The following is a 26,001-nucleotide window of genomic DNA, read 5'->3' as shown; positions in this document are numbered from 1 at the left end:
CGCTTGATGTCGGGCGCCGTAGATTTCAGGCGGTGAGCCGGGCGCAGGCAGCAGCGATGCGCGCAAGCGCCTCCTGCAGTTCGGCCTGGGATGTCGCGTAGGAAATGCGGAAGTAAGGCGAGAGGCCAAACGCGCTTCCCGGCACGACGGCGACGAGCGCCTCGTCGAGCAGATAGTTGGTGAAGTCGCGATCGCTTGCGATCCGCTCGCCCGATGGCGTGGTCCGCCCGATCATGCCTGCGCAGCTCGCGAAGGTGTAGAAAGCGCCCTCCGGAATGCGGCAGTCGAGGCCGTCGATCTCGTTAAGCGCCGCCACCACCAGATCGCGCCGCGCCTTGAAGCTGTCGCGGCGCTCCGCGATGAAGCCCTGCGGGCCGCTCAGGGCAGCCACCGCCGCCGCCTGGCTGACGGAAGACGGGCACGAGGTGGACTGGCTCTGCACCACGGCCATGGCCTTGATCAGTGCCTTCGGCCCGCCGGCATAGCCGATGCGCCAGCCGGTCATGGCGTAGGCCTTCGAGACACCGTTGACGGTGAGCGTGCGATCCTTGAGGCTCGGTTCGAGTGCTGCCGGTGTGACGAAGTCGAAGCCGTCATAAACGATGTGCTCATACATGTCGTCGACCAGCAGCCAGACATGCGGATGCCGGAGAAGCACGTCGAGCAAGGGCCGGTAGTGCTCGGCGCTATAGGCCGCGCCGGAGGGGTTGGACGGCGAGTTCAGCATCACCCAGCGGGTCTTGGGCGTGATTGCCTGTTCGAGCTGTTCGGCGGTCAGGCGGAAGCCGGCCTCCGCGTCGCAGGCGATCAGGACGGGACGGCCTTCGGCGATCTCGACGATGTCCGAATAGGACGTCCAGTAAGGGGTCGGAATGATGACCTCGTCGCCCGGATTGAGCGTCGCCATCATCGCGTTGAAGAGCACCTGCTTGGCGCCGGTCGCGACGGTGATCTCGTCGAGCTCGTAGGAAAGGCCGTTCTCGCGCTGGAACTTGTCGCGGATCGCGGCCTTCAGCGCCGGCGTGCCGTCGAGCGCGGTGTATTTCGTCTCGCCGCGCTGCATGGCCTCGAAGGCCGTCTGCTTCACATGGTCGGGCGTGTCGAAATCCGGCTCGCCGGCGCCGAGAATGATGACCGGCTTGCCCTCGCGCTTCATGGCCTGCGCCCTGGCGCCGATGGCCAGGATCTCGGAAACGCCGATTGCGGAAATCCGCGAGGCCGGCGCAAAGCCGGCCCCTTCGATCTTGTTCATCACGGTCATATCAGCGCCTATTCGATGTCGAAGGAAACGCCCTGTGCCAGCGGCAGGGCCTTCGAATAGTTCACCGTGTTGGTTGCGCGGCGCATATAGGCCTTCCACGCGTCCGAGCCGGATTCACGGCCGCCGCCGGTCTCCTTCTCGCCGCCGAACGCGCCGCCGATTTCGGCGCCCGAGGTCCCGATATTGACGTTGGCAATGCCGCAGTCCGAGCCTTCGCTGGACAGGAAGGTTTCGGCCTCGCGCATGTCGAGCGTGAAGATCGAAGAGGAGAGACCCGCGCCGACGGCATTGTGATCTGCAATCACGGCGTCGAAGTCGGTGTACTTCATCACATAGAGGATCGGCGCGAAGGTTTCTTCGAGCACGGGGCCCTGCTGCTTCGGCATTTCGACGAGCGCCGGCTTGACGTAGTAGGCGGTCGCCTGACCAACCTCCACGCGGTCGCCGCCGGTGACGGTGCCGCCATGCGCCTTGGCCTCGGCAATCGCCTTCTGCATGTTGTCGAAGGCGAGCTTGTCGATCAGCGGGCCGACCAGCGCCGAGGTCTCGAGCGGGTTGCCGACCGAGACGCTGGCATAGGCCTTCTTCAGGCGCGGAACGAGCGTGTCGTAGACGCTTTCATGAACGAACAGGCGGCGAAGCGTGGTGCAGCGCTGGCCGGCCGTGCCCATGGCGCCGAAGGCCACGGCGCGCAGCGCCATGTCGAGATCGGCCGACGGGCAGACGATGCCGGCATTGTTGCCGCCGAGCTCCAGGATCGAGCGGGCGAAGCGCTTGGCAAGGCGCGGGCCGACTTCGCGGCCCATGCGGGTCGAGCCGGTGGCCGAAATGAGCGGCACCTTCGGGTTGTCGACCAGAACCTCGCCGATGGCGCGGTCGCCGATCAGGACCTGGCTGAGACCTTCCGGCACCTCGCCGAAACGGGCGATGGCGCGCTCGAGAATGGCCTGGCTGGCAAGTGCGGTGAGCGGAGTCTTTTCAGACGGCTTCCAGACGACGGCGTTGCCGGCGACCAGAGCCAGCGCCGTATTCCACGACCAGACGGCGACCGGGAAGTTGAAGGCGGTGATGATGCCGACGACGCCCAGCGGGTGCCAGGTTTCCATCATGCGGTGGCCGGGACGTTCGGTGGCGATGGTCAGGCCGTAGAGCTGGCGCGAAAGACCGACTGCGAAATCGCAGATGTCGATCATTTCCTGCACCTCGCCGAGACCCTCGGAGGTGATTTTGCCGGCCTCGATCGAAACCAGGCGGCCGAGATCGGCCTTGGCGGTGCGCAGTTCCTCGCCCAGCAGGCGGATCAGTTCGCCGCGCTTGGGGGCGGGCACGTTGCGCCAGGCGCGGAAGGCCTTGTCGGCGGCTTCGATCTTGGCTGCGGCTTCAGCGGCGGAAACGGTCTTCAGCCTTGCGATCTCCTCGCCGGTGACCGGCGAGTAAGAGGGCATGTCACCGCCCTTGTAGAGTTGCTCGGCAACGCCGAGCTTGGAGAGGATCGCGGCGGCTTCCTCGACGACGTTGACCGCTTTCGCTGCAATGTTCATGACGGCTCCTTTTTCATCCAAAGCGCACGGTGCCAAGGCGGCCGGGCGAGGTTATCGCCTTTAGGCCTTGAGCGAGGCGCTTGATTTCGGGGTTGGTGTAGAGGTCGTAATAGGCCTGGTTCTTGCGGCCGATGGCGTGCTCGGCGCTGAAGCTGCCGCCGAATTCCTCGACGGTGATGCGGAATACCCAGTCGCGCAGGCGGCGTTCGTAGTCTGCGTCGGAGGCTGCCGCGCAGTCCTTCGGTACGACGAGATTGAGATGCACGCCGCCATCGCCGATATGGCCGAAGTCGCAGATGGTCACTTCCGGGAAGTGGCTCGGCATTTCCGCCTTCATGCGCTCGCAGAACGCCATGATCTGCCCGCGCCGGAAGGAGAGGTCGAAGGCAATCAGCTTGCCGGAATGCTTGACGCCTTCCGACAGCGCGTGGCGCAGCGCCCAGGTCTCATGGGCCGGGCCGACGAAGGCGTCGGCAAGCGGTGCCTCCTCGCTTTCCCATATCTCGGCGAGCACGTTTTCCAGCACGGCATCGAGCCCCTGTTCCCCCTCGCGCGGGGCCCAGGTCCGGCTGATCTCGGCAAGGATCACATAGGACGGCACGATGCCGCCCTGGAATGGATTCCTCAGCGACGGCACATGGTCGAGCGCGGCGGCAACGGCGTTGCCGGACATGCCCTCGAAGGCCGAGAGATAGACGCCGAGTTTATCTTCCATGGCGCGCAGGAGCGGCATGACATGCGCTGCGCTCTGCGGCACCAGAAGCGCGGTCGCGGCCTGGCGGGGCGTCTTTTCCAGATTGAGCACGCATTCGGTGACGATGCCGAAAGCGCCCGACGTGCCGATGAAAAGCTGCTTCCAGTCGACGCCGGTGTTGTTCTTGCGAAGATCTGAGGACAGTTCCAGCACTGTGCCGTTTTCGTCGCCGAGCACGACGGTCAGGCCGAGCGTGTTGCGGCGAACGTCGCCGTACCGGAGGAAGCGCGAGCCGCCGGTGTTGGTGGCCACCATGCCGCCCAGGCATGGGTCGGCGCCGAGATCGATCGGGAAGAACAAGCCATGTTCCTCCAGCCGCCGGTTGACTTCCGAAAGTCGGAGGCCGGCACCGGCCTTCAGCGAGCGGTTGTCGAGGTCGAGCTCGAAGGTCTGCGTCACGCGATCGAGGCTGAGCACGATCTCGTTGCCGGAAGCATCCGGCGTCGAGCCCGAAACGAGCCCGGTGTTGCCGGACTGCGGCACGAGCGCGATGCCGTTCCTGACGCAGTAGGCAACGACCGCGGAGACCTCCTGCGTGGTGCGCGGGCGCAGCACCAATGCTGCCTTTCCACGGTCGTAGCGCGCGCCGGTCTCATAGGTTGCAATGTCGTGCTCGTCCTCGACGAGGCCCTTTTCGCCGAGGATTTGCAGAAACGCTTGCTTGTGCGCCCGGTCGATCATCAAAAACCTATTCCGCGGCTTCCTGGGCGGTCAGCACGCGCAGGCAGGCTTCGATCGAGCCCTGCTCGATTGCCGCGTAGTGATCGAACTCGTTGAGCACTGCCGCGCCGAGATCCGCTTCGAAGCGAAGCTGGTTGGGGCTTGCCTTGAATTCCTGCTGCGCATCGTCTCCGAGATTCGACTGGAAGATACCAGCGGCGCTGACCGGCAAAAAGTCCTCGTAGACGATCGGATCGAAGCGGATGAGACCTTCGGCGATAAGGGCTTCGAGCGAAACCGCCGCGTCAGGCAGTCGCCTGGTGCGACCCTTCTCGGTCAGCGAATAGGTGAAATAGCCCAGGCCATTGGCGCGAATGTCCTCCCAATTATCGGGGAACGCCTGGAAGACTTCGGCGAGTGCTGCTTCATATTCGCGGGCATTGGAGCCGTCGGCGGCAGGCCGGATGACCGCACGCGAGCGGTTCAGCAGATCATCGTAAAGGGCACGGCCCTTCGGCGTCAGGGCGATGCCGCGCTGCTCGATCTCGCCGAAGCGTGCGGTGTGCGAGCCGGTCTTCCAGCTGCCGTCCGCGTCGGCGAAGGACACCGCTTCCTGCAGGGCCTTGAACGACGTCTGGCGCAGCAAGATCGGGCACTTGCGGCTCGGCGGGCCTTCGACGACCGCCTTGGGCGCAATGCCATGCTCGGGCATGCGGGCCTGCACGGCGTCGATATCGAGCGTGCGGGGCGTCAGGTGGTTGATGTGCGGCCCCTTGAAGGAGACGACGTCGGCGATCAGCCGATGGGCATCGTGGAGACGGTGGTACATTTCGAGGCTGACATTGGCCTTGTCGTGCCAGCGGAAGGTTTCCAGCACTTCGACGACGAACAGGTCGACGTCCGCCTTGTCGAGGCCGCCCTCGCGATCCGCCTTCTGCGTCAGCGCGATCGCCGTCTCCGTGAAGATCCGGCGCTTTGCCAGGATCTCCTCGGCTTCCCGGCGCAGCGTCTCGTCGGCAATCAAGTCGAGCCGCAGAAGCGAGGTGAAAACGCGGAACGGGTTTTTGCTCAGCGCCTTTTCGCCCACAGGGCGAAAGGCGGTCGAATGGACGGGAACGCCGGCCGTCGACAGGTCGTAATAGCCGACCGGATACATGCCCATGACCGCGAAAACGCGGCGCATCATGGAAAGCTCGGCGGGGGTGCCGAGGCGAATCGCGCCGTGCCTTTCCTCGGAAATGCGGTCGAGCGTGTCGGTGTCCTCAAGTCGCTCGCGCAGGGCGGGGTCCTTGGCGAGGGTTTCATCGTTCACCTGACGCACCAGATCGATCAGCGTGCCATAGGCGGGAACCTCCGCCCGGTACATCTCCGACATGGCGGCGGAGAAGGCCGCGCGGATCTCGTCGGCAGGAACGTGGTTCGAAGTCATAACGCTCAAACTCTCGGCAACTTATCCTCGCCATAACTAATATGCCTTGTCTTGCTTTCCGTCTTATGAGATCGGATGCTGGCTTGATGCGGAAATGGAATGAACATGCGCCGAACGCTGGTTCCCGACATCGTCAATCTGCAGGCCTTCGAGAGCGCCGCCAGGCATGGCAATTTTACGCGCGCGGCGGAGGAACTGAATCTCACGCAAAGCGCGGTGAGCCGCCAGATCGCCGATCTGGAGCGCCAAACCGGGCTCTTGCTGTTCGAAAGGATCAGGCAGCGCGTCGTGCTCTCGGCGGCCGGCGCGCGGCTGCTGCCCGAGGTGCGGCGCCTGCTGCATCAGGCGGAGCAGTTGATGATCGGCGCGGTGGCTGCGGCCGATATGAAAGCATCGCTGCGAGTCGCCACGCTGCCGACCTTCGGAACCAGATGGCTGGTGCCGCGCATTTCCGATTTTCTCGACGCCCACCCGAACGTCTCCGTGACGATCGAATCCCGGTCGACGCCGTTCGATTTCGACGAGGAGGATTTCGATCTGGCGATCCACTACGGCCAGCCCACCTGGGCGCGGGCGCGCTCCACCTTCCTGTGCAGCGAAGTCGTCCTGCCGGTGGTAAGCAGGAAAACGATCGAGAAGCTGGCGGCACGGAACCCGGAGGATCTGGTCGACGCGCCGCTCATCCACCTCACGACGCGGCCGCGCCTGTGGGCGCAATGGTTCGAGGCCAACGGCGTTGCTGCCCAGAACGCTTATCGCGGCAACCGCTTCGACCAGTTCTCGATGATCATCGCCGCCGTTCTTTCCGGGCTGGGAGTGGGCCTTCTTCCGTCCTACCTGATCGAGGAAGAAATCCGCAGCGGCGCGCTGACGACGCTCTTCGACCTGCCCATGGCGACCGAGAACAGCTACTTCGTGGTTTTCCCGGAAAGCCGGCAGACCAACAAGGTTGCCGTCGCTTTCCAGGACTGGCTGCTCAGCCAGGTCGGCGCCGGGCGTCCGAACGCCGCCTAGCGCCGGGGGGCGGTCTTCGCGCTACACCCCGGTGGTCGGCCTTGGCCTGGTGCCGTCGATGAAGCGCTCATAGCGGAACGGCGTCGGGTCGACGATCGGCGTGTCGCCCGTTACCAGATTTGCCGCCAGTTGGCCCGCGGCGGGGCCGATGCCAAAGCCGTGGCCGGAGAAGCCGGTGGCGATCACCAGTCCGGGCAGTGATTTGACCGGCGATATCACTGGCACCGCATCCGGCGTGGCGTCGATGAAGCCGGCCCAGCGCTGCTCTATCGGCACGCCCTTCAGGACCGGGAACATTTCTTCCATCTTCTTGCGCACCACCTCCAGTCGCGCGGTCACCGGCTCGGGGTCGAGTGTCCTGTGGCGCTCGTAGACGCTCTTGCCCGGCTCCACCGATGGCGTCAGGCCGAAGGGGCCGGTGAAGAAATCCGTGCCGGCGCGCAACCGCACCATGCGCCATTCCTGCGAGAGCATCGGCAGGAAGTCGCGGAAGTAGCGGAAGCTGTTGGGCGAGATGTGATGGAAATTGAGCGTGCCGTCCGCGAGCGTGTAGCCGCCGTCCAGCCGCTTGCGATAGGCGAAGTCCTTGCCCCAGGCCGCGCCGTCCGGGCCGCCTTCCACCGGCCCCGTGCGCATGACGGAGGCGCGCACCGTCAATTGCGGCAGCCGTAATCCGAGCGAGCCGCAGAGGCGGCTCGACCAGGCGCCGCCGGCCACGATGACCGTGCTGGTCCGGATGACGCCCTGTTCGGTCACCACGCCGCTGATGCGACCGCCTTCGGTTTCGATGGAGCGCACGGCGCAAGGCGCCAGGATGCGGGCGCCGGCGCGCTGCGCCGCTCGCGCGATGGCGGGCGCGGCCTTCTGCGGTTCGGCCCGGCCGTCGCTTGGCGTGTAGAGCGCTGCGCGGAAATTGCGGGTGGCGCCGGGCATCAGCGCGGAAAGCGTCTTGCCCTCGATAAGGTGGGTGTCGAGCGCATAGCTGCCCGCACTTTTCAGCCAGTCCTCATGGTGTGCAATGTCGCTGTCGTCCTCGCACAGATAGAGGATGCCCGTGCGGCGGAAGCCGACGTCCTCGCCCACCAGCTCTTCCATCTGCGGCCAGAGTTTCAGGGCCTCGACGATCAGCGCCAGCTCGCGCGGATCGCGTCCCATGCGGCGGACCCAGCCCCAGTTGCGGCTCGATTGCTCGCCGGCGATGTAGCCCTTTTCGCACAGCACCACCGACACGCCGCTGCGTGCGAGAAACAGCGCGGCGCTGACGCCGATGATGCCGCCGCCGACAATCACGACATCCGCCGCCTCGGGACGGGTATCGCGCGTTGGAACGGGATCGACCACAGGCCCCATTGAAATTCCTCCCTCAAAAAACAGGACCGGCGAGCGACATCCCAACGTCGCCGGCCGGTTCCTGGGGCGTACCATACAGTTCTGTACGGGCTTTTGAAGTCCCTTGTCGGAGGCGGACAGCGGCTGCTTCTTAAGAATTGGCGATTGTCTGGACCGGCAAAAGGCCCTGAAACTGTCCCGGTAGCCTTTGGGGACCGCCGCCACGTTTGAAATATTGCAAATCGCGCCCGTCATGGACCATCATGGGCCATGATGAGCGCGTCTTCGCAACACCCTGCGTTGACCGGCGTCGAAGCGGCACTCGCGCTGCTGCTCGACGGACTGGAAGCAGTTGTGCCCATCGATTTGCCGCTCGCCGAAGCGCTGGGCCGCGTTGCGGCCGAAATGCCGCCATTGGCAGAGCCGGTGCCGTCGACCGACGAGGCCGTCGTGGATGGCTGGGCTTTCGCCTCGGCCGATCTCGTGGGTGCCTCCTCCTATTCGCCGGCAGTGCCGCCCGACGAGGCGCGCTGGGTCGAGGCCGGCCAGCCCATGCCGCGGGGATGCGACTGCGTCGTCGAGCCCGGGCAGGTCGAGGCGGCCGAGGACCAAATGCTGGTGCTTGCCGAAGCAGTGCCGGGGCAGGGCGTCCGCCGCGCCGGTCAGGATATTCTGGCCGGCCAGCCTCTCGTCGCCGCCGGAAGCGTCATCTCCCCATTCGATCTGTTGCTCGCCCGCCGCGCCCGCTTGGAGCGCCTGCCGGTGCGGCGCCCCTCGTTGCGGCTCATCGATGTTGCCGCGAGCGACGGCGGCACCGTTACGGTCGAGCTGATCGCGGATCTCGTGCGTGCGGCCGGCGCCTTGCTGGTAGGCATCGAAGCCGTGGCCCGCGACGCAGTCTCCATTGCCGCCGCGCTCGATGCCGAGCCGGCCGACATCGTCCTGCTCGTCGGCGGCACCGGGCTCGGGCACTATGACGAAACGGCGATGGCACTGGCCGAGCGGGGCGTGCTTTCTGCGCATGGCGTCGCGCTGGAGCCGGGGCGAAGCGGGGCCGTCGGCCGGCTCGGGCGGGTGCCGGTCATCGCGCTGCCCGGTGCGCCGGAGCAGGCGCTTGCCGTCTGGCTGACGCTCGCGCTGCCGGCGCTCGACCGCCTGTCGGGCCGCTTGCCGCGGCGCGAGCTGAAGCTGCCGATGGCGCGCAAGGTTGCTTCCATCGTCGGCATCACGGAACTGGTGCTGCTAAAGCGCGAGAATGAAGCCTGGCTCCCGCTCGCCACCGGCGTGCTGCCGCTGCATCTCATCGCCGAGGTAGACGCCTGGCTGGCTGTTCCCGCCGATAGCGAGGGCTTTGCGGTGGGCACCGAAGTTGCCGCCTTTGCACTGCGGGATGGGTGAGGGGATGAACAACGCTCCAACCAGACCTGGCGCCGGCATCGAGCAGGAGCAGTTCCTGGCAATCCTGTCGCGCGAGGAGGCACTGACGCGGTTCGATGCGGCGTTGTTTCCACGCGCCGTTCCGGTCGAACGGCGCAGGCTTGCCGATGCGCTTGGCATGGCGTTGGCCGAAGATGTCGTGGCGCCCATCGACGTGCCGCCCTTCGACCGCGCGAATGTCGACGGCTTTGCCGCGCGCTCGACCGATCTTGCCGAGGCGGGCGAGGGGCGCGGCGTGAAGCTGGTGCTCAATGATGAGCGGATTGCCTGCGGCACCGAGCCCGCACTGCCGGTTCTCGGCGGCACCGCCACGCCGATCTCCACCGGCGGGCCCATTCCGCGCGGCGCCGATGCCGTCATCATGGTCGAGCATACCGAGCCGGCCGGCGAAGGCATCGCGGTGCGGCGCGCGGCAAGCCCCGGCCAGTTCATCTCCTATGCCGGCTCCGACATCGCACGCGGCGAGACGCTGCTGCGCGCCGGCACCCTGATCGGTTCGCGCGAGATCGGCATGCTGGCCGCCTGCGGCATTGCCAGCGTTCCGGTGGCACGAAAGCCGAAGGTCGCGGTGATCTCCACCGGCGACGAACTCGTCCAACCCGGCGCGCCGCTGCCGTCTGCCGGCATCTACGACACCAATGGCGCCATTGTATCCGCGGCCATCGCCGAAAACGGCGGCGAGCCGGTGTTCCTCGGCGCTTTCCCGGATGACGAGGCGACGCTGGAAGCGGCCATGCGCGAGGCGCTGGCCGGGCACGACATGCTGATCCTGTCAGGCGGCACCTCCAAAGGCGCGGGCGATGTCAGTCACCGCATCATCGCGCGGCTTGGCAAACCCGGCATCATTGCCCACGGCGTGGCGCTGAAGCCCGGCAAGCCGCTGTGCCTCGCCGTCTGCGACGGCAAGCCGGTGGTCATCCTGCCGGGGTTCCCGACCTCGGCCATGTTCACCTTTCACGACATGATCGTGCCGGTGCTGCGCCGCATGGCGGGCCTGCCGCCGCGCACCGATGCTCATGTCACGGCCACCGTGCCGCTGCGCGTTCCCTCCGAGCTCGGCCGCACGGAATTCGTCATGATCTCGCTGGTCGAGGGGCAGGAGGGGCTGGTCGCCTATCCCACCAGCAAGGGCTCCGGCGCCATCACCTCTTTCGCGCAAGCCGATGGGTTTGTCCGCATCGAGGCGTTGGCCGATCATCTCCCCGTCGGCGCGCAGGTCGAGGTGACGCTGTTCACTCCTCAGGTCCATGTCCCCGATCTCGTCATCATCGGCAGCCATTGCACCGGGCTCGACCGGGTACTGGCGCCGCTGGTCCAACAGGGGCTTTCAGTGCGCTCGCTGTCGGTTGGCAGTCTTGGCGGGCTGGCGGCGGCCCGTCGCGGCGAATGCGACGTTGCGCCCATCCATCTCTTTGACGAGAGGACAAAAAGTTACAACGAACCGTTTCTATCGCCTGGTCTCGAACTGGTGCCTGGCTGGCGGCGCATGCAGGGGTTTGTCCACCGCAAGGGCGACGCGCGCTTCGAGGGCCTTTCGGCCGAGGTGGCGGTGAAGGCAGCACTTGCCGACCCGGCATGCCTGCTGGTCAACCGCAACCAGGGTGCGGGCACGCGCATCCTCATCGATGCGCTGCTCGGCGGGGCGCGGCCGGAAGGCTATTGGAACCAGCCGAAATCGCACAATGCGGTGGCCGCTGCGGTATCGCAGGGCAGGGCAGACTGGGGCGTCACCATCGCGCCGGTGGCGGACGCCGCGGGGCTCGGTTTTATCCCGCTGGCGGAAGAACACTACGACTTTGCGTTGGTCTCGGCGCGGCGGGAGCGGCCGCCAGTGCAGGCGTTTTTGGCCGCGCTGCATTCACCGGAGGTACGACAGGCGCTGGAGGAGGCAGGTTTTCGGCCAGCTTGAGACTAGCCCGCCAGCGCCGCCAGCTTCTCCGCCTCGGCCAAATCCTCGACCGTATTGGCGTTGAAAAACGGGTCGACCGGATCGACCGGCCAAGACACGGTGGCGAGCGGGTAGCGCGCGGTCCAACGGTCGATCTTGCGGATGTCCTCCACCACAAGCGCGTGGCGCAGCTCCTCGCGCAGCGCCACGTTCCACAGTCCGATCACCGGGTGCGATTGGCCGGCCGAGGCCGCGACCGCCAGCATGGCGCCTTCAGCAGCGCGCGCGCCGTGCAGCCGCGCCACCAGATCGCGCGGCAGGAAGGGGCAGTCGCCGGCAACGCTCGCAACCCATTGCACGCCGGGCCGCATCTGCGCCGTCCAGTCGAGCGCGGCGAGTATGCCGGCCAGCGGGCCGGGAAAATCCGCCACGCCGTCGGCCACCACGGGCAGGCCGAAGCCGGCAAAGCGCGCCGGGTCGCCATTGGCGTTGAGGATCAGGCCGTCGCATTGCGGCTTAAAACGCTCGATGAGGTGGTCCAGGATGGGGCGCCCGCCGATCGCGCGCATCGGCTTGTCGCCGCCGCCCATGCGCCGCGCCAACCCGCCGGCGAGGATCACGCCGATCGTTTCGATATCCGTTTCAGTCATCGCCTTCCGCGCCCTTGCGGTGATGCCGGGATGCTTCCTCCTCGATGGAAGCAGGGTCCTGGTCGAACACGATCCGCTCCTCGCCCGACACGGCGACGAAGCGTTTTCCGCGCGCCCGGCCCACCAGCGTCAGCCCCGCCTGGCGGGCGAGCGAAACGCCCCAGGCGGTGAAGCCGGAGCGCGAGACGAGGATCGGTATGCCCATGCGAACGGTCTTGATCGTCATTTCCGAGGTCAGCCGGCCGGTCGTGTAGAGGATCTTGTCGGCCGGGTCGACATCGTGGAGGTACATCCAGCCGGCCAGCTTGTCGACGGCGTTGTGGCGACCGACATCTTCCATGTAGCAGAGCGGCTGGCCCTCCCGGCACAACACGCAGCCATGGATCGCGCCGGCCGCGAGATAGAGCGAAGGCATGGTGTTGATGGTCTTGGTCATCTCGTAGAGCCAGGAGGTGCGCAGCTCCGCGTCCGGCAGGTCGATTTCCTCCAGCGCCTCCATCAGGTCGCCGAAGGCGGTGCCCTGCGCGCAGCCAGAGGTCAGCGTGCGCTTCTTCAGCTTGTGCTCGTAGTTGGTGTGGCGCTCGGTGCGCACCACGGCCACCTGCAGCTCGTCGTCATAGTCGACGCCCGTGACCACGTCGTCGGGCTTCAGCATGTTCTGGTTGAGCAGATAGCCGATGGCCAGATATTCCGGATAGTCGTTGATCGTCATCATGGTGACGATCTCCTGCGCGTTGAGATAGAGCGTCAGCGCCCGCTCCACCGGCACACTCACCTCGACGGGCGCGCCGGTGTGGTCGATGCCGGCGACGCGCTCGGTCAGGCGCGGGTCATCCGGGTCGGGCAGGATCACGGCCGGGTCGGCCTTGGGTTTCATCTGCTGCATGACGGTCTCGTCTCCGCTCGCATCGCCTTGACCCCCAGTCTATAGCCTGTTCAAATCCAGGCCAATCTTGAAAGGGCGAGGGCCTCGCGCCCACTCTTTCGACAGATGCTCAGGCCGGCCTTCCCGCCCGGCGAAGACCGGAGGGAACAAACCATGGCACAACTTTCCGACGACTGCTTTGCCTTCGGCGGGCAGATGATGTCGGTCGACGACGCAGTGGCGCTGATTACTTCGCGGCTGACGCCCGTTGGCGAGACGGAGACGGTGCCGCTCTCCGAAGCAGACGGTCGTGTGCTGGCAAGAGATCTCATAGCCCCACTGCCTCTGCCGCCCTTCACCAACTCGGCGGTGGACGGCTATGCCGTGCATGGCGCCGACCTGCCGGCCGAGGGCGAAAAGGCTTTTCCCATCGCTGCCCGCGTCCAGGCCGGCATGTCGCCCGGGGCTCTCATCGAGCCGGGACATGCCGTGCGCATCTTCACCGGCGCGCCCATGCCCGAGAGTGCCGACACCGTATTCATGCAGGAGGATGTGCGGCTCGACGAGGCCGGCGGCGTGATCCTGCCGGCGGGACTGAGGCGCGGCGCCAATGTGCGGCCCATCGGCGAGGATATTTCTGCCGGCAGCGTGGTGCTGCGCGCCGGGCAAGTTCTTCGACCGCAGGATGTTGCGCTGGTCGCAGCGCTCGGCCTCACCGAGATTGCCGTCCGCCGTCGTGTGCGGGTGGCGGTGTTTTCCACCGGCAACGAGATCGTCGCGCCGGGAGCGGAACGCGGCCCCGCGCAGCTCTTCGATTCCAACCGCTTCATGCTGCGCGCCATGCTGGCCCGGCTGGGCTGTGTCGTCACCGACCTCGGCATATTGCGCGATGAGGGCGACCTGATTGCGGGCGTGCTGGCAGAGGCCGCGGCCGCTCACGACCTCATCCTCACCTCCGGCGGCGTCTCCACCGGCGAAGCCGACCATGTGAAGGCCAGCGTCGAAAGCGTCGGCTCGCTGGTGTTCTGGCGCGTCGCGATCAAGCCCGGACGGCCAGTCGCCATGGGCGTCATTCGCGGGGCCGCCTTCATCGGCCTGCCCGGCAATCCGGTGGCAAGTTTTGTCACCTTCGCCCATGTTGCGCGACCTGCAATCCGGGCGCTTGCCGGGGCGAAACCTGAAGCTCTCCTGCCGATGCCAGTAAGAGCCGCTTTCTCCTACCGCAAGAAACCTGGACGACGCGAATATGTGCGGGCAAGCCTGCGCAAGAGTGCCGACGGAACCTGCGAGGCCGAAAAGTTCCCACGCGAGGGGGCAGGGCTCCTGTCCTCGCTGGTCGACACGGACGGGCTGGTCGAACTCGACGAGGAGATGACGAACATCAAGCCCGGCGACATAGTCCGCTTTCTGCCCTATTCGAGCCTGCTGTAAGTTCGATTGACCAAATAGGCACCGATGCCTCATCGTGGCGCGACATGACGACGAAGCTTGATCTGAGCGGACTAAAATGTCCCTTGCCGGCGTTGAAGACCCGCAAGGCGCTTCGCGGGCTCGCCTCGGGCGAGCGGATCGAGGTCGTGTGCACCGACCCGCTCGCTTCCATCGATATTCCCAGCCTTCTCTCCGAGACCGGCGACCTTCTGGTGGCAACCGAACGGCAGGATGGCCGCATCGTGTTCGTGATCGAGAAGGCAAACGGGGTCGTCAATGGTGGGGGTTGATTTACCTAGCGTCACCTGATTGGCTTGCCGTAAAGTGGTTGCAGGCTGGCATTGCTCCGACGTCGACGCGAAATGCGGGAGGTGGCGCAGGTGAACATCCAGGACCCGAAATTCAGGCGCGGCGGTGGCCGCGACCGTGGCCCCAAGGGCCGTGGTCTCGATGACAAGGCGCTGCACGAGGTGCGCGCTCTGCTGATCGACAGGCCTCGCCGCCGCGACCTGCTGATCGAATTCCTGCACCTGATCCAGGATCACTATGGCTGCCTGTCGACCGCGCATCTGCGGGCGCTGGCCGAGGAGATGCGGCTGTCGCAGACCGAGGTCTACGAAGTCGCCTCGTTCTACGACCATTTCGACTTCGTCAAGGAAGGCGAGACCCCGCCTGCGCCGCTGACCATCCGCGTCTGCAATTCCATCAGCTGCATGGTGGCCGGCTGCGAGACGCTGCTCGAGCAACTCGCCGCCGGCGTCGACCCGAAGGCGGTTCGAGTAGTGCGCGCGCCCTGCATGGGTCGCTGCGACACGGCACCCGCTGCGCGCATCGGCAATCGCGAGGTCGACCACGCCACCAGCGAGAGCCTGATGAAGATGGCTCGCGACGGCGAAACCAAGACGGTGGTGCCCTCATACATCGAGCTCGACGCCTATCGCGCCGCCGGCGGCTACCAGCTTCTGGGAAAGGTCCGCGCAGGCGAGATCGGCGCCGATGAGTTGATCGAGACCATGCAGGCGGCGGGTCTGCGCGGCCTTGGCGGGGCAGGGTTCCCGGCCGGCAAGAAGTGGAGCATCGTTCGTTCTTTCAAGGGCCCGCGCCTGATGACGGTCAATGGCGACGAGGGCGAGCCCGGCACCTTCAAGGACCGCTTCTATCTCGAAAGCGATCCGCACCGCACGCTGGAAGGCGCGCTGATCGCCGCCCATGCGGTCGAAGCCGAGCGCATCTATTTCTACATGCGCGACGAATATCCGGCGGTGCTGGAAATCCTGCGCAAAGAGATCGCGGCGCTGGCACAGGCAGGCGTTATAGCCTCGGGCTTCATCGAGCTTCGGCGCGGCGCCGGCGCTTATATCTGCGGCGAGGAAAGCGCGATGCTGGAAAGCATCGAGGGCAAGCGCGGCCTGCCGCGCAACCGCCCGCCCTATATCGCCGAGGTCGGCTTGTTCGGCCTGCCCACCCTCAACCACAATATCGAGACGCTGTGGTGGGTGCGGGACATCGTCGAGCACGGCGCGGAATGGTTCGCCGCCAAAGGGCTGCCCGACCATCCCGGCATTCGCTCCTGGTCGGTGTCCGGCCGGGTGAAGGATCCGGGCGTCAAGCTTGCGCCGGCCGGCGTCACAGTGCGCCAGCTGATCGAGGACTATTGCGGCGGCATGGCCGATGGCCACGAGTTCAAGGCCTATCTGCCCGGCGGCGCTTCCGGCGGCATCCTGCCCGCCTCAATGGGCGACATACCACTGGATTTCGGCGGCGAGCTCGCCAAGCTCGACGCCTTCGTCGGCTCGCATGCGATCGTGGTGTTCTCGCAGGCCGACAGCGCCAAGGACGTGACGCTCAACCTGTTGGAATTCTTCAAACACGAAAGCTGCGGCCAGTGCACGCCGTGCCGCGAGGGCACCGCCAAGATGGTGGCGCTGCTGCAGAAGCCGGCGCCGCTGGAAGAGGCTGCAATCCGCGATCTCGAAAGCGTCATGCGCGACGCCTCGATCTGCGGTCTGGGCCAGGCCGCGCCCAACCCGGTCAATCACCTGCTGAAATACTTCCGGGGTGACCTGTGATGGCTGGCACGATCAAATTCACGCTCGACGGAAAGCCGGTCGTCGCCGCAGAAGGCGAGACCATCTGGGATGTGGCTAAGCGCGAGGGCACGCTGATCCCGCATCTGTGCCATGTCGACCTGCCCGGCTATCGGCCCGACGGCAATTGCCGTGCCTGCATGGCGGATGTCGAGGGCGAGCGCGTGCTGACCGCCTCCTGCATCCGCAAGCCGGCCGAGGGAATGGTGGTCCACACCGACACCGAACGCGCGAAAAAGTCGCGCGAAATGGTGTTCGAGCTTCTGGCCAGCAATATGCGCCCAGCGGAGGAGGGGCCGGACAACCAGTCCGCCTTCTGGCAGTGGGCAGCCTCCATGGGCATTTCGGGCAGCCGCCGCTATCCCTCAAAGCTCAACGGTGAGGCAGCCGAATTCGACATCTCCAATCCCGCCATCGCGGTCAATCTCGATGCCTGCATCGCCTGCAATGCCTGCGTGCGCGCGTGTCGCGAGGTGCAGGTCAACGACGTCATCGGCATGGCGGGGCGAAGCGATCATTCCATCCCCGTCTTCGACATGCACGATCCGATGGGGCACTCGACCTGCGTGACCTGCGGCGAATGCGTGCAGGCCTGCCCCACCGGCGCGCTCTACGAAAAATCGCTGATGGACAAGGAGTTCCGCACCCGCGCCGTGCACTCATTCGATCGCGTGGTGGACACGCTCTGCCCGTTCTGCGGTGTCGGCTGCCAGACGCGGGTGGCGGTGAAGGAAAATCGCATCGTCCAGGTCGATGGTCGCGATGGCTTTGCCAACCAGAACCGGCTCTGCGTCAAGGGCCGCTTCGGCTTCGACTATGCCATGTCGCTCGAGCGCCTAACCAAGCCGCTGATCCGCCGCGACGATGCGCCGAAGGATGCTAACGCCGATCTACGCGGCGTCGATCCGCTCACGGTGTTCCGCGAGGCGACATGGGAAGAAGCGATGGAGCGCGCCGCTGGCGGGCTGAAATCGATCCTCGACGCGCGTGGCGGCAAGGCGCTGGCCGGCTTCGGCTCGGCCAAGGGCTCCAACGAGGAGGCCTATCTGTTCCAGAAGCTGGTGCGGCAGGGTTTTGGGACTAACAATGTCGACCACTGCACGCGGCTCTGCCACGCGTCCTCTGTCGCGGCGCTGATGGAAGGCGTCGGCTCGGGTGCGGTGTCGGCGCCCTTCAACGATGCGATGAAAGCCGATTGCATCATCGTCATCGGCGCGCGGCCCACGGTCAACCACCCGGTGGCGGCGACCTTCTTCAAGCAGGCAGCCAAGCGCGGCAAGAAGCTGATCGTCATCGACCCGCGCGGCCAGGACCTGATGCGCCACGCGACCTATGCGCTGAAATTCACCGCCGGCAGCGACGTCGCGCTGCTGAACGCGCTCATCCACACCATCATCGAGGAAAAGCTCTACGACGAGCAGTACATCCAGGCCAATGTCTCCGGCTTCGAGGCGCTGAAGGCCAAGGTGAAGGATTTTTCGCCCGAAGCGATGGCGCCGGTCTGCGGCGTTGAAGCTGCCGTGCTGCGCGATGTGGCGCGCACCTATGCCAAGTCCGAGCACTCGATCATTTTCTGGGGCATGGGTATTTCGCAGCATGTCCATGGCACCGACAATTCGCGCTGCCTGATCGCGCTGTCGCTGATCACCGGCCAGGTCGGCCGGCCGGGCACCGGGTTGCACCCTCTGCGCGGGCAGAACAATGTGCAGGGCGCCTCAGATGCCGGACTGATCCCGATGTACTACCCCGACTACAAGTCGGTGGTGAACGTAGATATCCGCAGCCAGTACGAGAATTTCTGGGGCCAGACGCTGGACCCGAAGACGGGCCTGACCGTGGTCGAGATCGTCGATGCCATCCACGCCGGCGAAATCCGGGGCATGTACATCATGGGCGAAAACCCGGCCATGTCTGACCCTGACCAGACCCACGCCCGCAAGGCGCTGGCCATGCTCGAGCACCTGGTGGTGCAGGACATCTTCTTCACCGAGACCGCCTGGCACGCCGACGTCATCCTGCCGGCATCGGCTCATGCCGAAAAGCGCGGTACCTACACCAACACCAACCGACAGGTGCAGATGGGGCGGCCCGCGCTCGACATGCCCGGCGAGGCGCGGCAGGACTGGGAGATTATCGTCGACCTCGCCGAGCGTGTCGGGCTCGACTGGCACTACGGCGATGTGTCGGAGGTCTACACCGAGATGGCGAGCGTCATGCCCTCGCTGAACCACATTTCCTGGGAGCGCATCGAGCGCGAGGATTCGGTGATCTATCCGGCCGATGCCGACGACAAGCCCGGCAACGAGGTGGTTTTTTCCTCCGGCTTCCCGACCGCGGACGGGCGCGGGCGCATCGTGCCGGCCGACCTTCTGCCGCCCGACGAGGTGCCGGACGAAACCTATCCGCTGGTGCTCACCACCGGACGTCTCTTGGAGCACTGGCACACCGGCGCCATGACGCGCCGGGCCGGCGTGCTCGACGCCATCGAGCCCTATGGCATCGCCGCCATGAACCCATACGAGATCGCGCGAAATGGCCTTGCCCCCGGCGACAGGATCACGGTGGAGACGCGGCGTGGCATCGTCGAAGCCATCCTGCGCGCCGACCGCGAGGTTGCCGATGGCACGATCTTCATGCCGTTCTGCTTCAATGAAAGCCCGGCCAACAAACTGACCAACCCGATGCTCGATCCTTACGGCAAGATCCCGGAGTTCAAGTATTGCGCCGCGCGCATCGGCAAGGTCCGGCATGTGGAGGCGGCGGAGTAGCTGCTGTTCTCCTGTATCCGTGCCTGCGCCTCCGGATACACCCCGCAAGGTAGCTGCAGAAAAAGGCCCCCCTCCCGGGGCAAGGGAGAGGGGCGCTGAACGGCAGCCGGTTGAGAGAGGGTCTTTGAGCGCCCGGCCGCCGGTATTCAGCTAGATTGGAGCATGATCTTTTCCGAAAACCGGTTTCCACTTTTCGGGATCATGCTCTGACTACTTGATGACCAGCACCGGCACCTTGCTGCGCGTCACCACTTCCAGCGTCTGGCTGCCGAGCAGGATGCGGTTCAATCCGCGCCGGCCGTGCGAGGCCATCACGATCAGGTCGCATCCGTCGGTTTCCGTGGTGGCGAGGATGGCTTCCGCCGGCGTGCTGTCGTCAGCGTGCACGGTCTCGACCTGCACGCCAGCCTTGTCGGCGGCTTCCTTTGCCGCGCCAAGAACTCTCTGGGCGAATTCCTTGCTGCTCTGGTTGTAGCCTTCGATGTCGGCGGGGCTGCCGACCCAGGCGAAATTTCCGGCCATGCCGTAGACCGGGAATGGCTCGGTCACTGTCAGCACAAGGACCTTGGCGTCGAGCGACTTCGCCAGTGAAAGGCCGCTCTCGACGCCCTTCTGCGCCAGCTCCGATCCGTCGGTGGCAATGAGGATGTGCTTGTACATTCCCGCGTCCTTTCTCTCGTCGAAATCACTATCGCCCGGCCGGCTCAATCCGTCCTTGATATGGATCAAACACCCAAAGCTTCCACGTGCACAGTGGCGACTGTTGGTCCAGAAGCGCTCGGATGGCGGGACTTTCCGGTGCTTAACGCGGTTGCCGGGCTTGCGCGGGCCGGCCCGAGCGCGGATATGTGGGACAGGGTTAACAGACCACGAATTCAGCACCTGCCGAATGAGCAGGCGGGGACAGACGACAAGGCGGCATGGCGTTCCGGTTTCTTCACACGGCGGACTGGCAGATCGGCAAGCCCTTCGGTTCCATACCGGGGGATGCGGGTGCCGAGTTGCGCAGCCAGCGCATCGCCACCATCGGCGAGGTGGCCCGGCTTGCAGCCGCCCGCAACGTCGATGCCGTGCTGGTGGCGGGTGATGCCTTCGACAGCAACGAGGTGCAGGACCGCACCATCCTGCGCACGCTGGATGCGCTAAAACCCTTTTCCGGCCGCTGGATTTTTCTCCCCGGCAATCACGATGCCGCACTCGCCCACAGTGTCTGGAGCCGCCTGCGCCAGATGGGGCCGGAAGAAAACATCGTCATCGCAGACCGGCCGCAGCCGATCGAGGGTTGGGACGGCCGGGCCGTCATTCTGCCCGCGCCGCTCACCCGCCGGCGCGAGTCGCTCGACCAGACGGAGTGGTTCGACACGGCGGCGACGCCGGAAGGCGCCATCCGCATCGGCCTCGCCCATGGTAGCGTGGCCAACCGCCTGCCGGGCGCTGCCGAAGCCAGCAACGAGATCCCGGACAATCGCGCCAGCACGGCCGGCCTAGCCTATCTGGCACTGGGCGATTGGCACGGCTCGCTGCAGATCGCCTCGCGTACCTGGTATTCCGGCACGCCGGAAACCGACCGCCACCGTGCCAACCGCTCCGGCTTCGTCCACATCGTCGAGCTCGACGGGCCGGATGCGCCGGAGCGCGTCGAGACCGTGCCGGTGAGCCATTACCAGTGGCATCAGGTCGAAGCCGAGATGTTGGACGGAACCTGCAATGCCGGGCTCGACGCGCTGGCCGAACTTGAGTCAGAGGCCGCCCGCCGCGTCGTTTCGCTGACGCTCAAAGGCGGCATCAGCCTTGCCGAGCGTTATCAGCTCGAAATCGAGCTGGAGAAGTGGCGCAACCGCTTCCACCATCTCGATATCGACGATGCGGGCCTGTTCGAAGAGCCGACCGACGACGATCTCGATGCGCTGGACTCTTCGGGCTTCGTGCGGCTGGCGGTCGAGCGGCTGAAGGCCCAGGCGGCCAATGATGCAGACCCGCAGGCGGCGGCCGCGCGCGTTGCGCTGCGCATGATGTATGTCGACCACATGAATGGCGGGCGCTGAGATGAAGCTGCGCCGCATCGAGGTCAAGGATTTCCGCAAACTCGGCCATGTCGTCATCGACGATCTCGGCGATGGGCTGAACGTTATTGTCGGCGACAATGAAGCCGGCAAATCGACCCTGCTTGCCGCCCTGCGCGGCGCGCTGTTCGAGCGCCACCGGGTGGGCGGCGCTGCGGCCGCGGCAATGCAGCCCTACAACCAGTCGGTCCGGCCCGAAGTCGCACTTGAATTCGAACGCGCAGGGGTCATCTGGCGCCTGCGCAAGGCGTTCTGCCAGCGGCAGGAGGCGGAACTTGCCGGGAATGGCGAGCGCTACACGGGCGACGCGGTTGAGGATAAGCTTGCCGAGATGTTCGGCTTCACGCCGTCGAGTTCGGGCGGTACGAAACCGCAGGAGCATCACGGCGTGTTCGGCCTGCTCTGGGTCGAGCAGGGCATGTCGCACCGGCAGCTTGGCGTCGGCGCCGGGCGCAACCATCTGGCCTCCGCGCTGGAGCGCGAGATCGGCCAGGTCACCGGCGGCGAGCGCGGCCGTGCCCTTTTGGCGGCGGCGGAGGCACGTCGGGACCAGTTCTGGGACAAGCGCGGAAACCCGCGCGGCGACTTCAAGTCGCTTGCCGTGAAGATCGAAGACGACCGCCAGCAACTGGTCGAGCTGAAGCGGCAGATGGCCGAGCACGACGAGCGCGTCAATCGCCTCGCCGGCATCCAGAATATCCTCGCCCGCCACCAACGCGATGACATCCTCGAGGTTGCCCGCAAGCGCGCCGCGGCCGCGCGGGAGGCCTTTGCCGCTGTGTCCGGCCTTGAGGAAACGCTTCGCGCCGCCGAGAGTGGGGCCGAGCGGGCAAAGCTCAGGCACGAGGCGGCTGTCGCCCGCAATGCGACCCGGCAAAAACTCGTCGCCGATCTTGCGGCCGAACTCGGCGCTTCGGAAGCGTCGCGCTCGGCGCGCGACGAGGCGGCGGCGGCGCTCGCCCGGCTTGAGGGCGTCACGGCGCAGGCGGCGACGCGTCTGGATGAGGTGGTCGAGGCCGAACGCGCCGCCACGGCCCGGCTGCGTGGCATGGAGCAGGCCCTTGCCCGCCGGCAGGCGGCGCAGGCCGTATCGCGCCTGACCGGCCAGCTGAAGCTTGCCGAGGAGGCGGACGAAGCCCGCCGCAAGGCGCTGGCGCTCGTGCAGGGCGCGACCCTGACGGCAGAGGACGTCGCTGCGCTGGAAAAGCTGGAGCGCGGCGTCGAGCAGGCGCGCATGCGGCTGGAGGCGGCCAGCGTGCGCATCACGCTTCACCCTTCGGCGGGGCAGGGCGCACATGTCGGCGGCAAGGCCGCCAAAGCGGAGCTTTCGCTGTCGCGCGACACCGTGCTTGTGCTCGAAGGCTATGGCGAGATCGGCATCCATCCCGGGGGCGGGACGGAGGAACTGGCACGGGCGGCAGACCAGGCCGGACAGGCGCTTGAAAGCGCGCTGCGCCGGCTCGGCCTTGCCGACATCGCCGCGGCACGCACGGCGCTGCGTCAGCAGGATGCTGCCCGCACCGAGGTGAAGACGCACGGCGCGACCGTTACGGCCCTTGCGCCGAGCGGCATTGAGGCGCTGCGCCAGGAACTGGCGCGCAACGCGCTTCTGGCCGAAGGCGGCGAGGCGGAGGCCATCGAGCTGGCCGACATCGAGGCCGCGCGCCGCGCCAGCATCGAGATCGAGACGCAACTGCGCGGGGCGGAGACCGAGTTGCGGGAGCGTCGCGGCGCGGTCGAGGCAGCAAGGCGTGATCTGGCTGTGCTGAACGAGCGCGTCTCGGTTGCCGAAGCACGGTGCGCCAGGCTGCGGGAAGAACTTGCGTCCGCGCGCGCCACCGCCGATGACCGCCTTCTGGAAGAAGAGGTCGAGCGCGAGCGGCAGGCATTTCAGGCTGCTGTGGCGGCGCGCGATGCCGCCCGGGCGGCACTTGCCGGCGCCGATCCGGAAGCCAAGCAGATTGCCCTAAAACAGGCCGAGCAGTCGGAGCGCGAGATCGAGGCCGATATCCGCAAGCTGGACGGGCAAAAGCGGGAGATCGAAGCGGAGCTGCGCGCGCTCGGCAAGGACGGTCTCGGCGAAAAACTTGCCATGCTCGAGGGCCAGACCGTCGCCGCCGAGGTTAAGCTCAAGTCGATGACGCTGGAAGCGGAGGCGGCAAGGCTGCTCCACGCCGCTCTGACTGACGCCCAGCGCGAAACCAAGGATCGCTGGCTGGCACCCGTGCGCGAGCGTTCGGCGCCCTATCTGCGGCTCATCCAGGCCGACAGCGACATCGTCCTCCACGACGAGACCTTCGAGATCGAGCAGCTGGTGCGCAATGGCGTGGCCGAGCCCTTTGGAGCCCTGAGCGTCGGCGCGCGCGAGCAAATTGCCGTCATCACCCGCATTGCGCTGGCCGATATACTGCGCGAAGCCGGGCAGGAGGCCTGCATCGTGCTGGACGACGCGCTGGTCAACACCGACGAAGCGCGGCTGGAGCGCATGCATCTGGTTCTCGGCAAGGCGGCGCAGAACCAGCAGGTGCTGGTGCTCACCTGCCGCGAGCGCGATTTTCTGCAGCTCGGCGCGCCGATCCGCCGGATGTAGCTTTACGCCCGCATGATGCTGTGGCCGGCGGCCGCGCCCTTTCCTGCCTTTTCCGCCGCAGGCTCCGGCCCCGTGGGCTGCGCCAGCGCGTAGCCGTTGCGGCCGTTCCGCTTGGCCTCGTAGAGGGCCATGTCGGCCGCTTCGAGCGTCTCATCGACCGTCATGGCTGCCGCGGGCGCCCATTCCGCCACGCCGACGCTGATGGTGACGGGAATGGAATGCCCTCGCCAGTAGGCATCGTTTGCCGCCAGAAGGTGCACAAGCTCCTCGGCGATCACTGCCGCCTGCTGCAGGCTGGTCTCGGGCAGCAGGATGCAGAATTCGTCGCCGCCGGTACGGGCGAGAAGGTCCTGACCGCGCAGCCGGCGCACCGCAAGCCGGGCGAAATGCTGCACACAATGGTCGCCGGCGGCGTGGCCATGGCTGTCGTTGATCGTCTTGAAGTTGTCGAGGTCGAGCAGCAGCACGGAAAAGCCGCGCCGGCTGCGACGGGCGCGTGGCATTTCCGCAGCCAGCCTCTCCACGAAGCTGCGCCGGTTCGGCAGGCCTGTCAGCTCGTCGGTGCCGGCGAGCTGCGCAAGCTCAGCCTGAAGCCTGTCGACCGCCATCAGCAGGAAGCCTACGTTCCACACCATGGCGCCGAAAATGATGGTGAGCAGGCAGAATGCGCCGACCTTGTAATAACCCTCCGTGGAAAGCTCTCCGAGCAGCCGCAGCGAATTCAACACCGCCTCCGTCCCCTGGCCCACGATGCCGACTGCCATTGCCACCACTGTGACCATGGCGCCCAGGCTTCGCCGCTTGGGCTGAAGGAGATAGATGGCGGCCATGCTCAGCGGCACGATCTGTGCCGTCGCGTAGACCACGTTGCGCGCCACCTGGCTGTCGCGCGCGACGTACATTGCGCAGACCGCAATCGCCGTGAGGCCAAGGCTGAACGTCCACCCGCCTCGTTCTCCGTGAAAGTGCAGCACACCGAGCCGCTCGACGCAAAAGCCGAATATCACCAGCGCATTGCCGCAGAGTCCGAAGAACAGGTACAGCCCGCCACCCTCGAACATCATCATGCCGCCGCCGACGGTCGTCAAAATAGAGGCCGCAAGCCAATAGCGCGCAGTATCGAAGCCGCGATAGACGACGGTGATGGCGCCCCACACCACGGTGAGGGTGAGCGAGTTGAGCAGGATGACCAGATAGAGGGTCAAAAAATCCAGTTTCATGGCGATCCGGATTGAGGGGCGCTGTGAACTTGAAAGTCTGTGCGCGAGACAATTAGCCAGCCATAGGCTGGGAATCTCACCGCGTGATGAAGGTCAAAACTCAAGTTTTAGGAAACATTGCAGCCCAGATGGCACGGAACCGCCAGTATTGCCACCCCATTTGACCGACCAGCTCTGGTCATCCGCATCGAAATTATCTATATCGAGCCCGCGTGGGACGGCCCGCGTCGTAAGACCAACGGGGACGGCCCCATTGTTTCGGAGATCCGAAGTGATGGAGCAGGTGACCTCCCGCTTTCCTGAAAATCACCAATCATCACCGCAGGCGCCTGGGCCTGCCATCGGGCAGATCTGGTCCCGCGACATCGCGCGTCGACCTGTGGTCAGCTGCGTCCAGCATTTGGAATCGTCGCTGCCGTATGCCGGCGCGCAAGCATGAGGATCGCTAAGTAATGGCCTGGATTTATCTTTTCTTTGCCGGCGTCTTTGAAGTCGTCTGGTCGTCGACCATGAAACAGTCGGAGGGCTTCACCAAGCTCATGCCCTCCATCGTCACTGCCGTCACCATGGCGGTCAGCCTGTGGCTTCTGGCGCTTGCCATGCGCACGCTGCCGCTGGGCACGGCTTACGCCATCTGGACCGGCATCGGCGCCGTCGGCGCCTTCATTGTCGGCATCATTGCCTTCGGCGAGGCCGCGACGCTGTTCCGCGTCGCCAGCGTGTGCCTGATCGTGGCGGGACTCATTGGGCTGAAGCTCAGCTCGGGGCACTGATGAAGACGTAAATGGCGGCCGCTCAGGCCGCCATTTACGATGCAGCAACCTTCCTGCAACCTTTAGCGTCTATTTTTGGTCACATGCCGACCGAAAATTGTAATCAATCGAATGCCTGCGTTCTCGACGAGGCTTTTGTCCAGCTCCACAAAGACCTAATGTCGGGCCCTTCTTCGGAAGGGGCGGAGAGCTTAACAGGCGCGCTGACGAGTGCGTGTGACTTGGTCGGCGGCGTGTAGGA

20 protein-coding genes are annotated in these 26,001 nt (G+C 65.9%); 11 read left to right on the top strand and 9 right to left on the bottom strand.

Translation table 11 applies throughout. The annotated features are described in order from the left end of the window. Window positions 1-25 precede the first annotated feature (25 nt). From M2281_RS07115 to hglS, 4 genes are read right to left on the bottom strand one after another with little or no spacing between them, the layout of a single operon-like run. Window positions 26-1,261, bottom strand: coding sequence for a pyridoxal phosphate-dependent aminotransferase (locus M2281_RS07115; RefSeq protein WP_280820365.1), 1,236 nt, complete (start codon window positions 1,259-1,261; stop codon window positions 26-28). An 8-nt stretch (window positions 1,262-1,269) separates the two neighbouring features. Beyond that, window positions 1,270-2,802, bottom strand: a complete 1,533-nt coding sequence (gene amaB, locus M2281_RS07110) for an L-piperidine-6-carboxylate dehydrogenase (RefSeq protein ID WP_280820364.1) — start codon at window positions 2,800-2,802, stop codon at window positions 1,270-1,272. Between the two features lie 13 nt (window positions 2,803-2,815). Then, complete coding sequence (locus tag M2281_RS07105; RefSeq protein WP_280820363.1) at window positions 2,816-4,237, bottom strand: FAD-binding oxidoreductase; 1,422 nt, start codon at window positions 4,235-4,237, stop codon at window positions 2,816-2,818. Window positions 4,238-4,244: 7 nt separating this feature from the next. Continuing rightward, window positions 4,245-5,645, bottom strand: coding sequence for a 2-oxoadipate dioxygenase/decarboxylase HglS (gene hglS, locus M2281_RS07100; RefSeq protein WP_280820362.1), 1,401 nt, complete (start codon window positions 5,643-5,645; stop codon window positions 4,245-4,247). A 99-nt stretch (window positions 5,646-5,744) separates the two neighbouring features. On the opposite strand from hglS, the gene M2281_RS07095 reads away from it, so the two are divergent. After that, window positions 5,745-6,659, top strand: a complete 915-nt coding sequence (locus M2281_RS07095) for a LysR family transcriptional regulator (RefSeq protein WP_280820361.1) — start codon at window positions 5,745-5,747, stop codon at window positions 6,657-6,659. A 21-nt stretch (window positions 6,660-6,680) separates the two neighbouring features. On the opposite strand, the gene M2281_RS07090 is transcribed toward M2281_RS07095, so the two are convergent. After that, window positions 6,681-8,009, bottom strand: a complete 1,329-nt coding sequence (locus M2281_RS07090; protein ID WP_280820360.1) for an NAD(P)/FAD-dependent oxidoreductase — start codon at window positions 8,007-8,009, stop codon at window positions 6,681-6,683. Between the two features lie 249 nt (window positions 8,010-8,258). On the opposite strand from M2281_RS07090, the gene M2281_RS07085 reads away from it, so the two are divergent. Together M2281_RS07085 and M2281_RS07080 are read left to right on the top strand one after the other, a co-directional pair. Then, entirely contained in the window at window positions 8,259-9,386 is a 1,128-nt protein-coding gene (locus M2281_RS07085; RefSeq protein ID WP_280820359.1) for a molybdopterin-binding protein, read from the top strand. After that, a complete protein-coding gene (locus tag M2281_RS07080) occupies window positions 9,379-11,334 on the top strand; it encodes a molybdopterin biosynthesis protein (RefSeq protein ID WP_425537682.1) in 1,956 nt (651 codons plus the stop codon). Before M2281_RS07085 ends, M2281_RS07080 begins: the two co-directional genes overlap by 8 nt. 2 nt (window positions 11,335-11,336) lie before the next feature. Here the strand turns inward: M2281_RS07080 and mobA are convergent, their stop codons facing one another. Next, window positions 11,337-11,963 (bottom strand): molybdenum cofactor guanylyltransferase MobA, encoded by a 627-nt coding sequence (mobA, locus tag M2281_RS07075; RefSeq protein WP_280820357.1) that lies wholly within the window; start codon window positions 11,961-11,963, stop codon window positions 11,337-11,339. Further along, window positions 11,956-12,849: a formate dehydrogenase accessory sulfurtransferase FdhD gene (locus M2281_RS07070; RefSeq protein WP_280820356.1), complete on the bottom strand. Its 894-nt coding sequence runs from the start codon at window positions 12,847-12,849 to the stop codon at window positions 11,956-11,958. The genes mobA and M2281_RS07070 overlap by 8 nt, the downstream gene beginning before the upstream one ends. Before the next feature lie 153 nt (window positions 12,850-13,002). On the opposite strand from M2281_RS07070, the gene M2281_RS07065 reads away from it, so the two are divergent. From M2281_RS07065 to fdhF, 4 genes are all read left to right on the top strand, one after another. Beyond that, complete coding sequence (locus M2281_RS07065; RefSeq protein WP_280820355.1) at window positions 13,003-14,259, top strand: molybdopterin molybdotransferase MoeA; 1,257 nt, start codon at window positions 13,003-13,005, stop codon at window positions 14,257-14,259. A gap of 44 nt (window positions 14,260-14,303) precedes the next feature. Continuing rightward, window positions 14,304-14,549 (top strand): sulfurtransferase TusA family protein, encoded by a 246-nt coding sequence (locus M2281_RS07060; RefSeq protein WP_280820354.1) that lies wholly within the window; start codon window positions 14,304-14,306, stop codon window positions 14,547-14,549. 96 nt (window positions 14,550-14,645) lie between these two features. After that, complete coding sequence (locus M2281_RS07055) at window positions 14,646-16,328, top strand: NAD(P)H-dependent oxidoreductase subunit E (protein ID WP_425537708.1); 1,683 nt, start codon at window positions 14,646-14,648, stop codon at window positions 16,326-16,328. Then, window positions 16,328-19,114 carry a formate dehydrogenase subunit alpha gene (fdhF, locus tag M2281_RS07050; RefSeq protein WP_280820352.1) on the top strand — a complete coding sequence of 929 codons (2,787 nt, stop codon included), beginning with the start codon at window positions 16,328-16,330 and terminating at the stop codon, window positions 19,112-19,114. The genes M2281_RS07055 and fdhF overlap by 1 nt, the downstream gene beginning before the upstream one ends. A 210-nt stretch (window positions 19,115-19,324) precedes the next feature. Here fdhF and M2281_RS07045 read toward each other — a convergent pair whose 3' ends face one another. Then, window positions 19,325-19,774 carry a universal stress protein gene (locus tag M2281_RS07045; protein WP_280820351.1) on the bottom strand — a complete coding sequence of 150 codons (450 nt, stop codon included), beginning with the start codon at window positions 19,772-19,774 and terminating at the stop codon, window positions 19,325-19,327. 260 nt (window positions 19,775-20,034) lie between these two features. Here M2281_RS07045 and M2281_RS07040 point away from each other — a divergent pair, with 260 nt between their 5' ends. Both M2281_RS07040 and M2281_RS07035 read left to right on the top strand, forming a co-directional pair. Continuing rightward, the gene (locus tag M2281_RS07040; protein WP_280820350.1) at window positions 20,035-21,159 is read left to right on the top strand and encodes a metallophosphoesterase family protein; all 1,125 of its coding nucleotides are present in this window, start codon (window positions 20,035-20,037) and stop codon (window positions 21,157-21,159) included. Then, the gene (locus M2281_RS07035; RefSeq protein ID WP_280820349.1) at window positions 21,146-23,767 is read left to right on the top strand and encodes an AAA family ATPase; all 2,622 of its coding nucleotides are present in this window, start codon (window positions 21,146-21,148) and stop codon (window positions 23,765-23,767) included. The genes M2281_RS07040 and M2281_RS07035 overlap by 14 nt, the downstream gene beginning before the upstream one ends. A 2-nt stretch (window positions 23,768-23,769) precedes the next feature. On the opposite strand, the gene M2281_RS07030 is transcribed toward M2281_RS07035, so the two are convergent. Then, complete coding sequence (locus M2281_RS07030) at window positions 23,770-24,987, bottom strand: GGDEF domain-containing protein (protein WP_280820348.1); 1,218 nt, start codon at window positions 24,985-24,987, stop codon at window positions 23,770-23,772. A 452-nt stretch (window positions 24,988-25,439) separates the two neighbouring features. Here M2281_RS07030 and sugE point away from each other — a divergent pair, with 452 nt between their 5' ends. Continuing rightward, window positions 25,440-25,760, top strand: a complete 321-nt coding sequence (gene sugE, locus M2281_RS07025; RefSeq protein WP_280820347.1) for a quaternary ammonium compound efflux SMR transporter SugE — start codon at window positions 25,440-25,442, stop codon at window positions 25,758-25,760. Window positions 25,761-25,771: 11 nt separating this feature from the next. Further along, window positions 25,772-25,999: a hypothetical protein gene (locus M2281_RS07020; RefSeq protein WP_280820346.1), complete on the top strand. Its 228-nt coding sequence runs from the start codon at window positions 25,772-25,774 to the stop codon at window positions 25,997-25,999. Window positions 26,000-26,001 lie beyond the last annotated feature (2 nt).

The sequence above is a fragment of the Pseudaminobacter soli (ex Li et al. 2025) genome (assembly GCF_029892515.1).
In the GTDB taxonomy this organism is placed as follows: Bacteria; Pseudomonadota; Alphaproteobacteria; order Rhizobiales; family Rhizobiaceae; genus Pseudaminobacter; species Pseudaminobacter soli_A.
Note: the sequence above shows the minus strand (reverse complement) of the source record. Positions and strands in the feature narration are given on the sequence as shown.

Bases quoted from the DNA above. Each gene is read 5' to 3' on its own strand.
- M2281_RS07115 (WP_280820365.1), bottom strand. From the start codon at position 1,261: ATGACCGTGATGAACAAGATCGAAGGGGCCGGCTTTGCGCCGGCCTCG.
- amaB (WP_280820364.1), bottom strand. From the start codon at position 2,802: ATGAACATTGCAGCGAAAGCGGTCAACGTCGTCGAGGAAGCCGCCGCG.
- M2281_RS07105 (WP_280820363.1), bottom strand. From the start codon at position 4,237: ATGATCGACCGGGCGCACAAGCAAGCGTTTCTGCAAATCCTCGGCGAA.
- hglS (WP_280820362.1), bottom strand. From the start codon at position 5,645: ATGACTTCGAACCACGTTCCTGCCGACGAGATCCGCGCGGCCTTCTCC.
- M2281_RS07095 (WP_280820361.1), top strand. From the start codon at position 5,745: ATGAACATGCGCCGAACGCTGGTTCCCGACATCGTCAATCTGCAGGCC.
- M2281_RS07090 (WP_280820360.1), bottom strand. From the start codon at position 8,009: ATGGGGCCTGTGGTCGATCCCGTTCCAACGCGCGATACCCGTCCCGAG.
- M2281_RS07085 (WP_280820359.1), top strand. From the start codon at position 8,259: ATGATGAGCGCGTCTTCGCAACACCCTGCGTTGACCGGCGTCGAAGCG.
- M2281_RS07080 (WP_425537682.1), top strand. From the start codon at position 9,379: ATGGGTGAGGGGATGAACAACGCTCCAACCAGACCTGGCGCCGGCATC.
- mobA (WP_280820357.1), bottom strand. From the start codon at position 11,963: ATGACTGAAACGGATATCGAAACGATCGGCGTGATCCTCGCCGGCGGG.
- M2281_RS07070 (WP_280820356.1), bottom strand. From the start codon at position 12,849: ATGCAGCAGATGAAACCCAAGGCCGACCCGGCCGTGATCCTGCCCGAC.
- M2281_RS07065 (WP_280820355.1), top strand. From the start codon at position 13,003: ATGGCACAACTTTCCGACGACTGCTTTGCCTTCGGCGGGCAGATGATG.
- M2281_RS07060 (WP_280820354.1), top strand. From the start codon at position 14,304: ATGACGACGAAGCTTGATCTGAGCGGACTAAAATGTCCCTTGCCGGCG.
- fdhF (WP_280820352.1), top strand. From the start codon at position 16,328: ATGGCTGGCACGATCAAATTCACGCTCGACGGAAAGCCGGTCGTCGCC.
- M2281_RS07045 (WP_280820351.1), bottom strand. From the start codon at position 19,774: ATGTACAAGCACATCCTCATTGCCACCGACGGATCGGAGCTGGCGCAG.
- M2281_RS07040 (WP_280820350.1), top strand. From the start codon at position 20,035: ATGGCGTTCCGGTTTCTTCACACGGCGGACTGGCAGATCGGCAAGCCC.
- M2281_RS07035 (WP_280820349.1), top strand. From the start codon at position 21,146: ATGGCGGGCGCTGAGATGAAGCTGCGCCGCATCGAGGTCAAGGATTTC.
- M2281_RS07030 (WP_280820348.1), bottom strand. From the start codon at position 24,987: ATGAAACTGGATTTTTTGACCCTCTATCTGGTCATCCTGCTCAACTCG.
- sugE (WP_280820347.1), top strand. From the start codon at position 25,440: ATGGCCTGGATTTATCTTTTCTTTGCCGGCGTCTTTGAAGTCGTCTGG.
- M2281_RS07020 (WP_280820346.1), top strand. From the start codon at position 25,772: ATGGCGGCCGCTCAGGCCGCCATTTACGATGCAGCAACCTTCCTGCAA.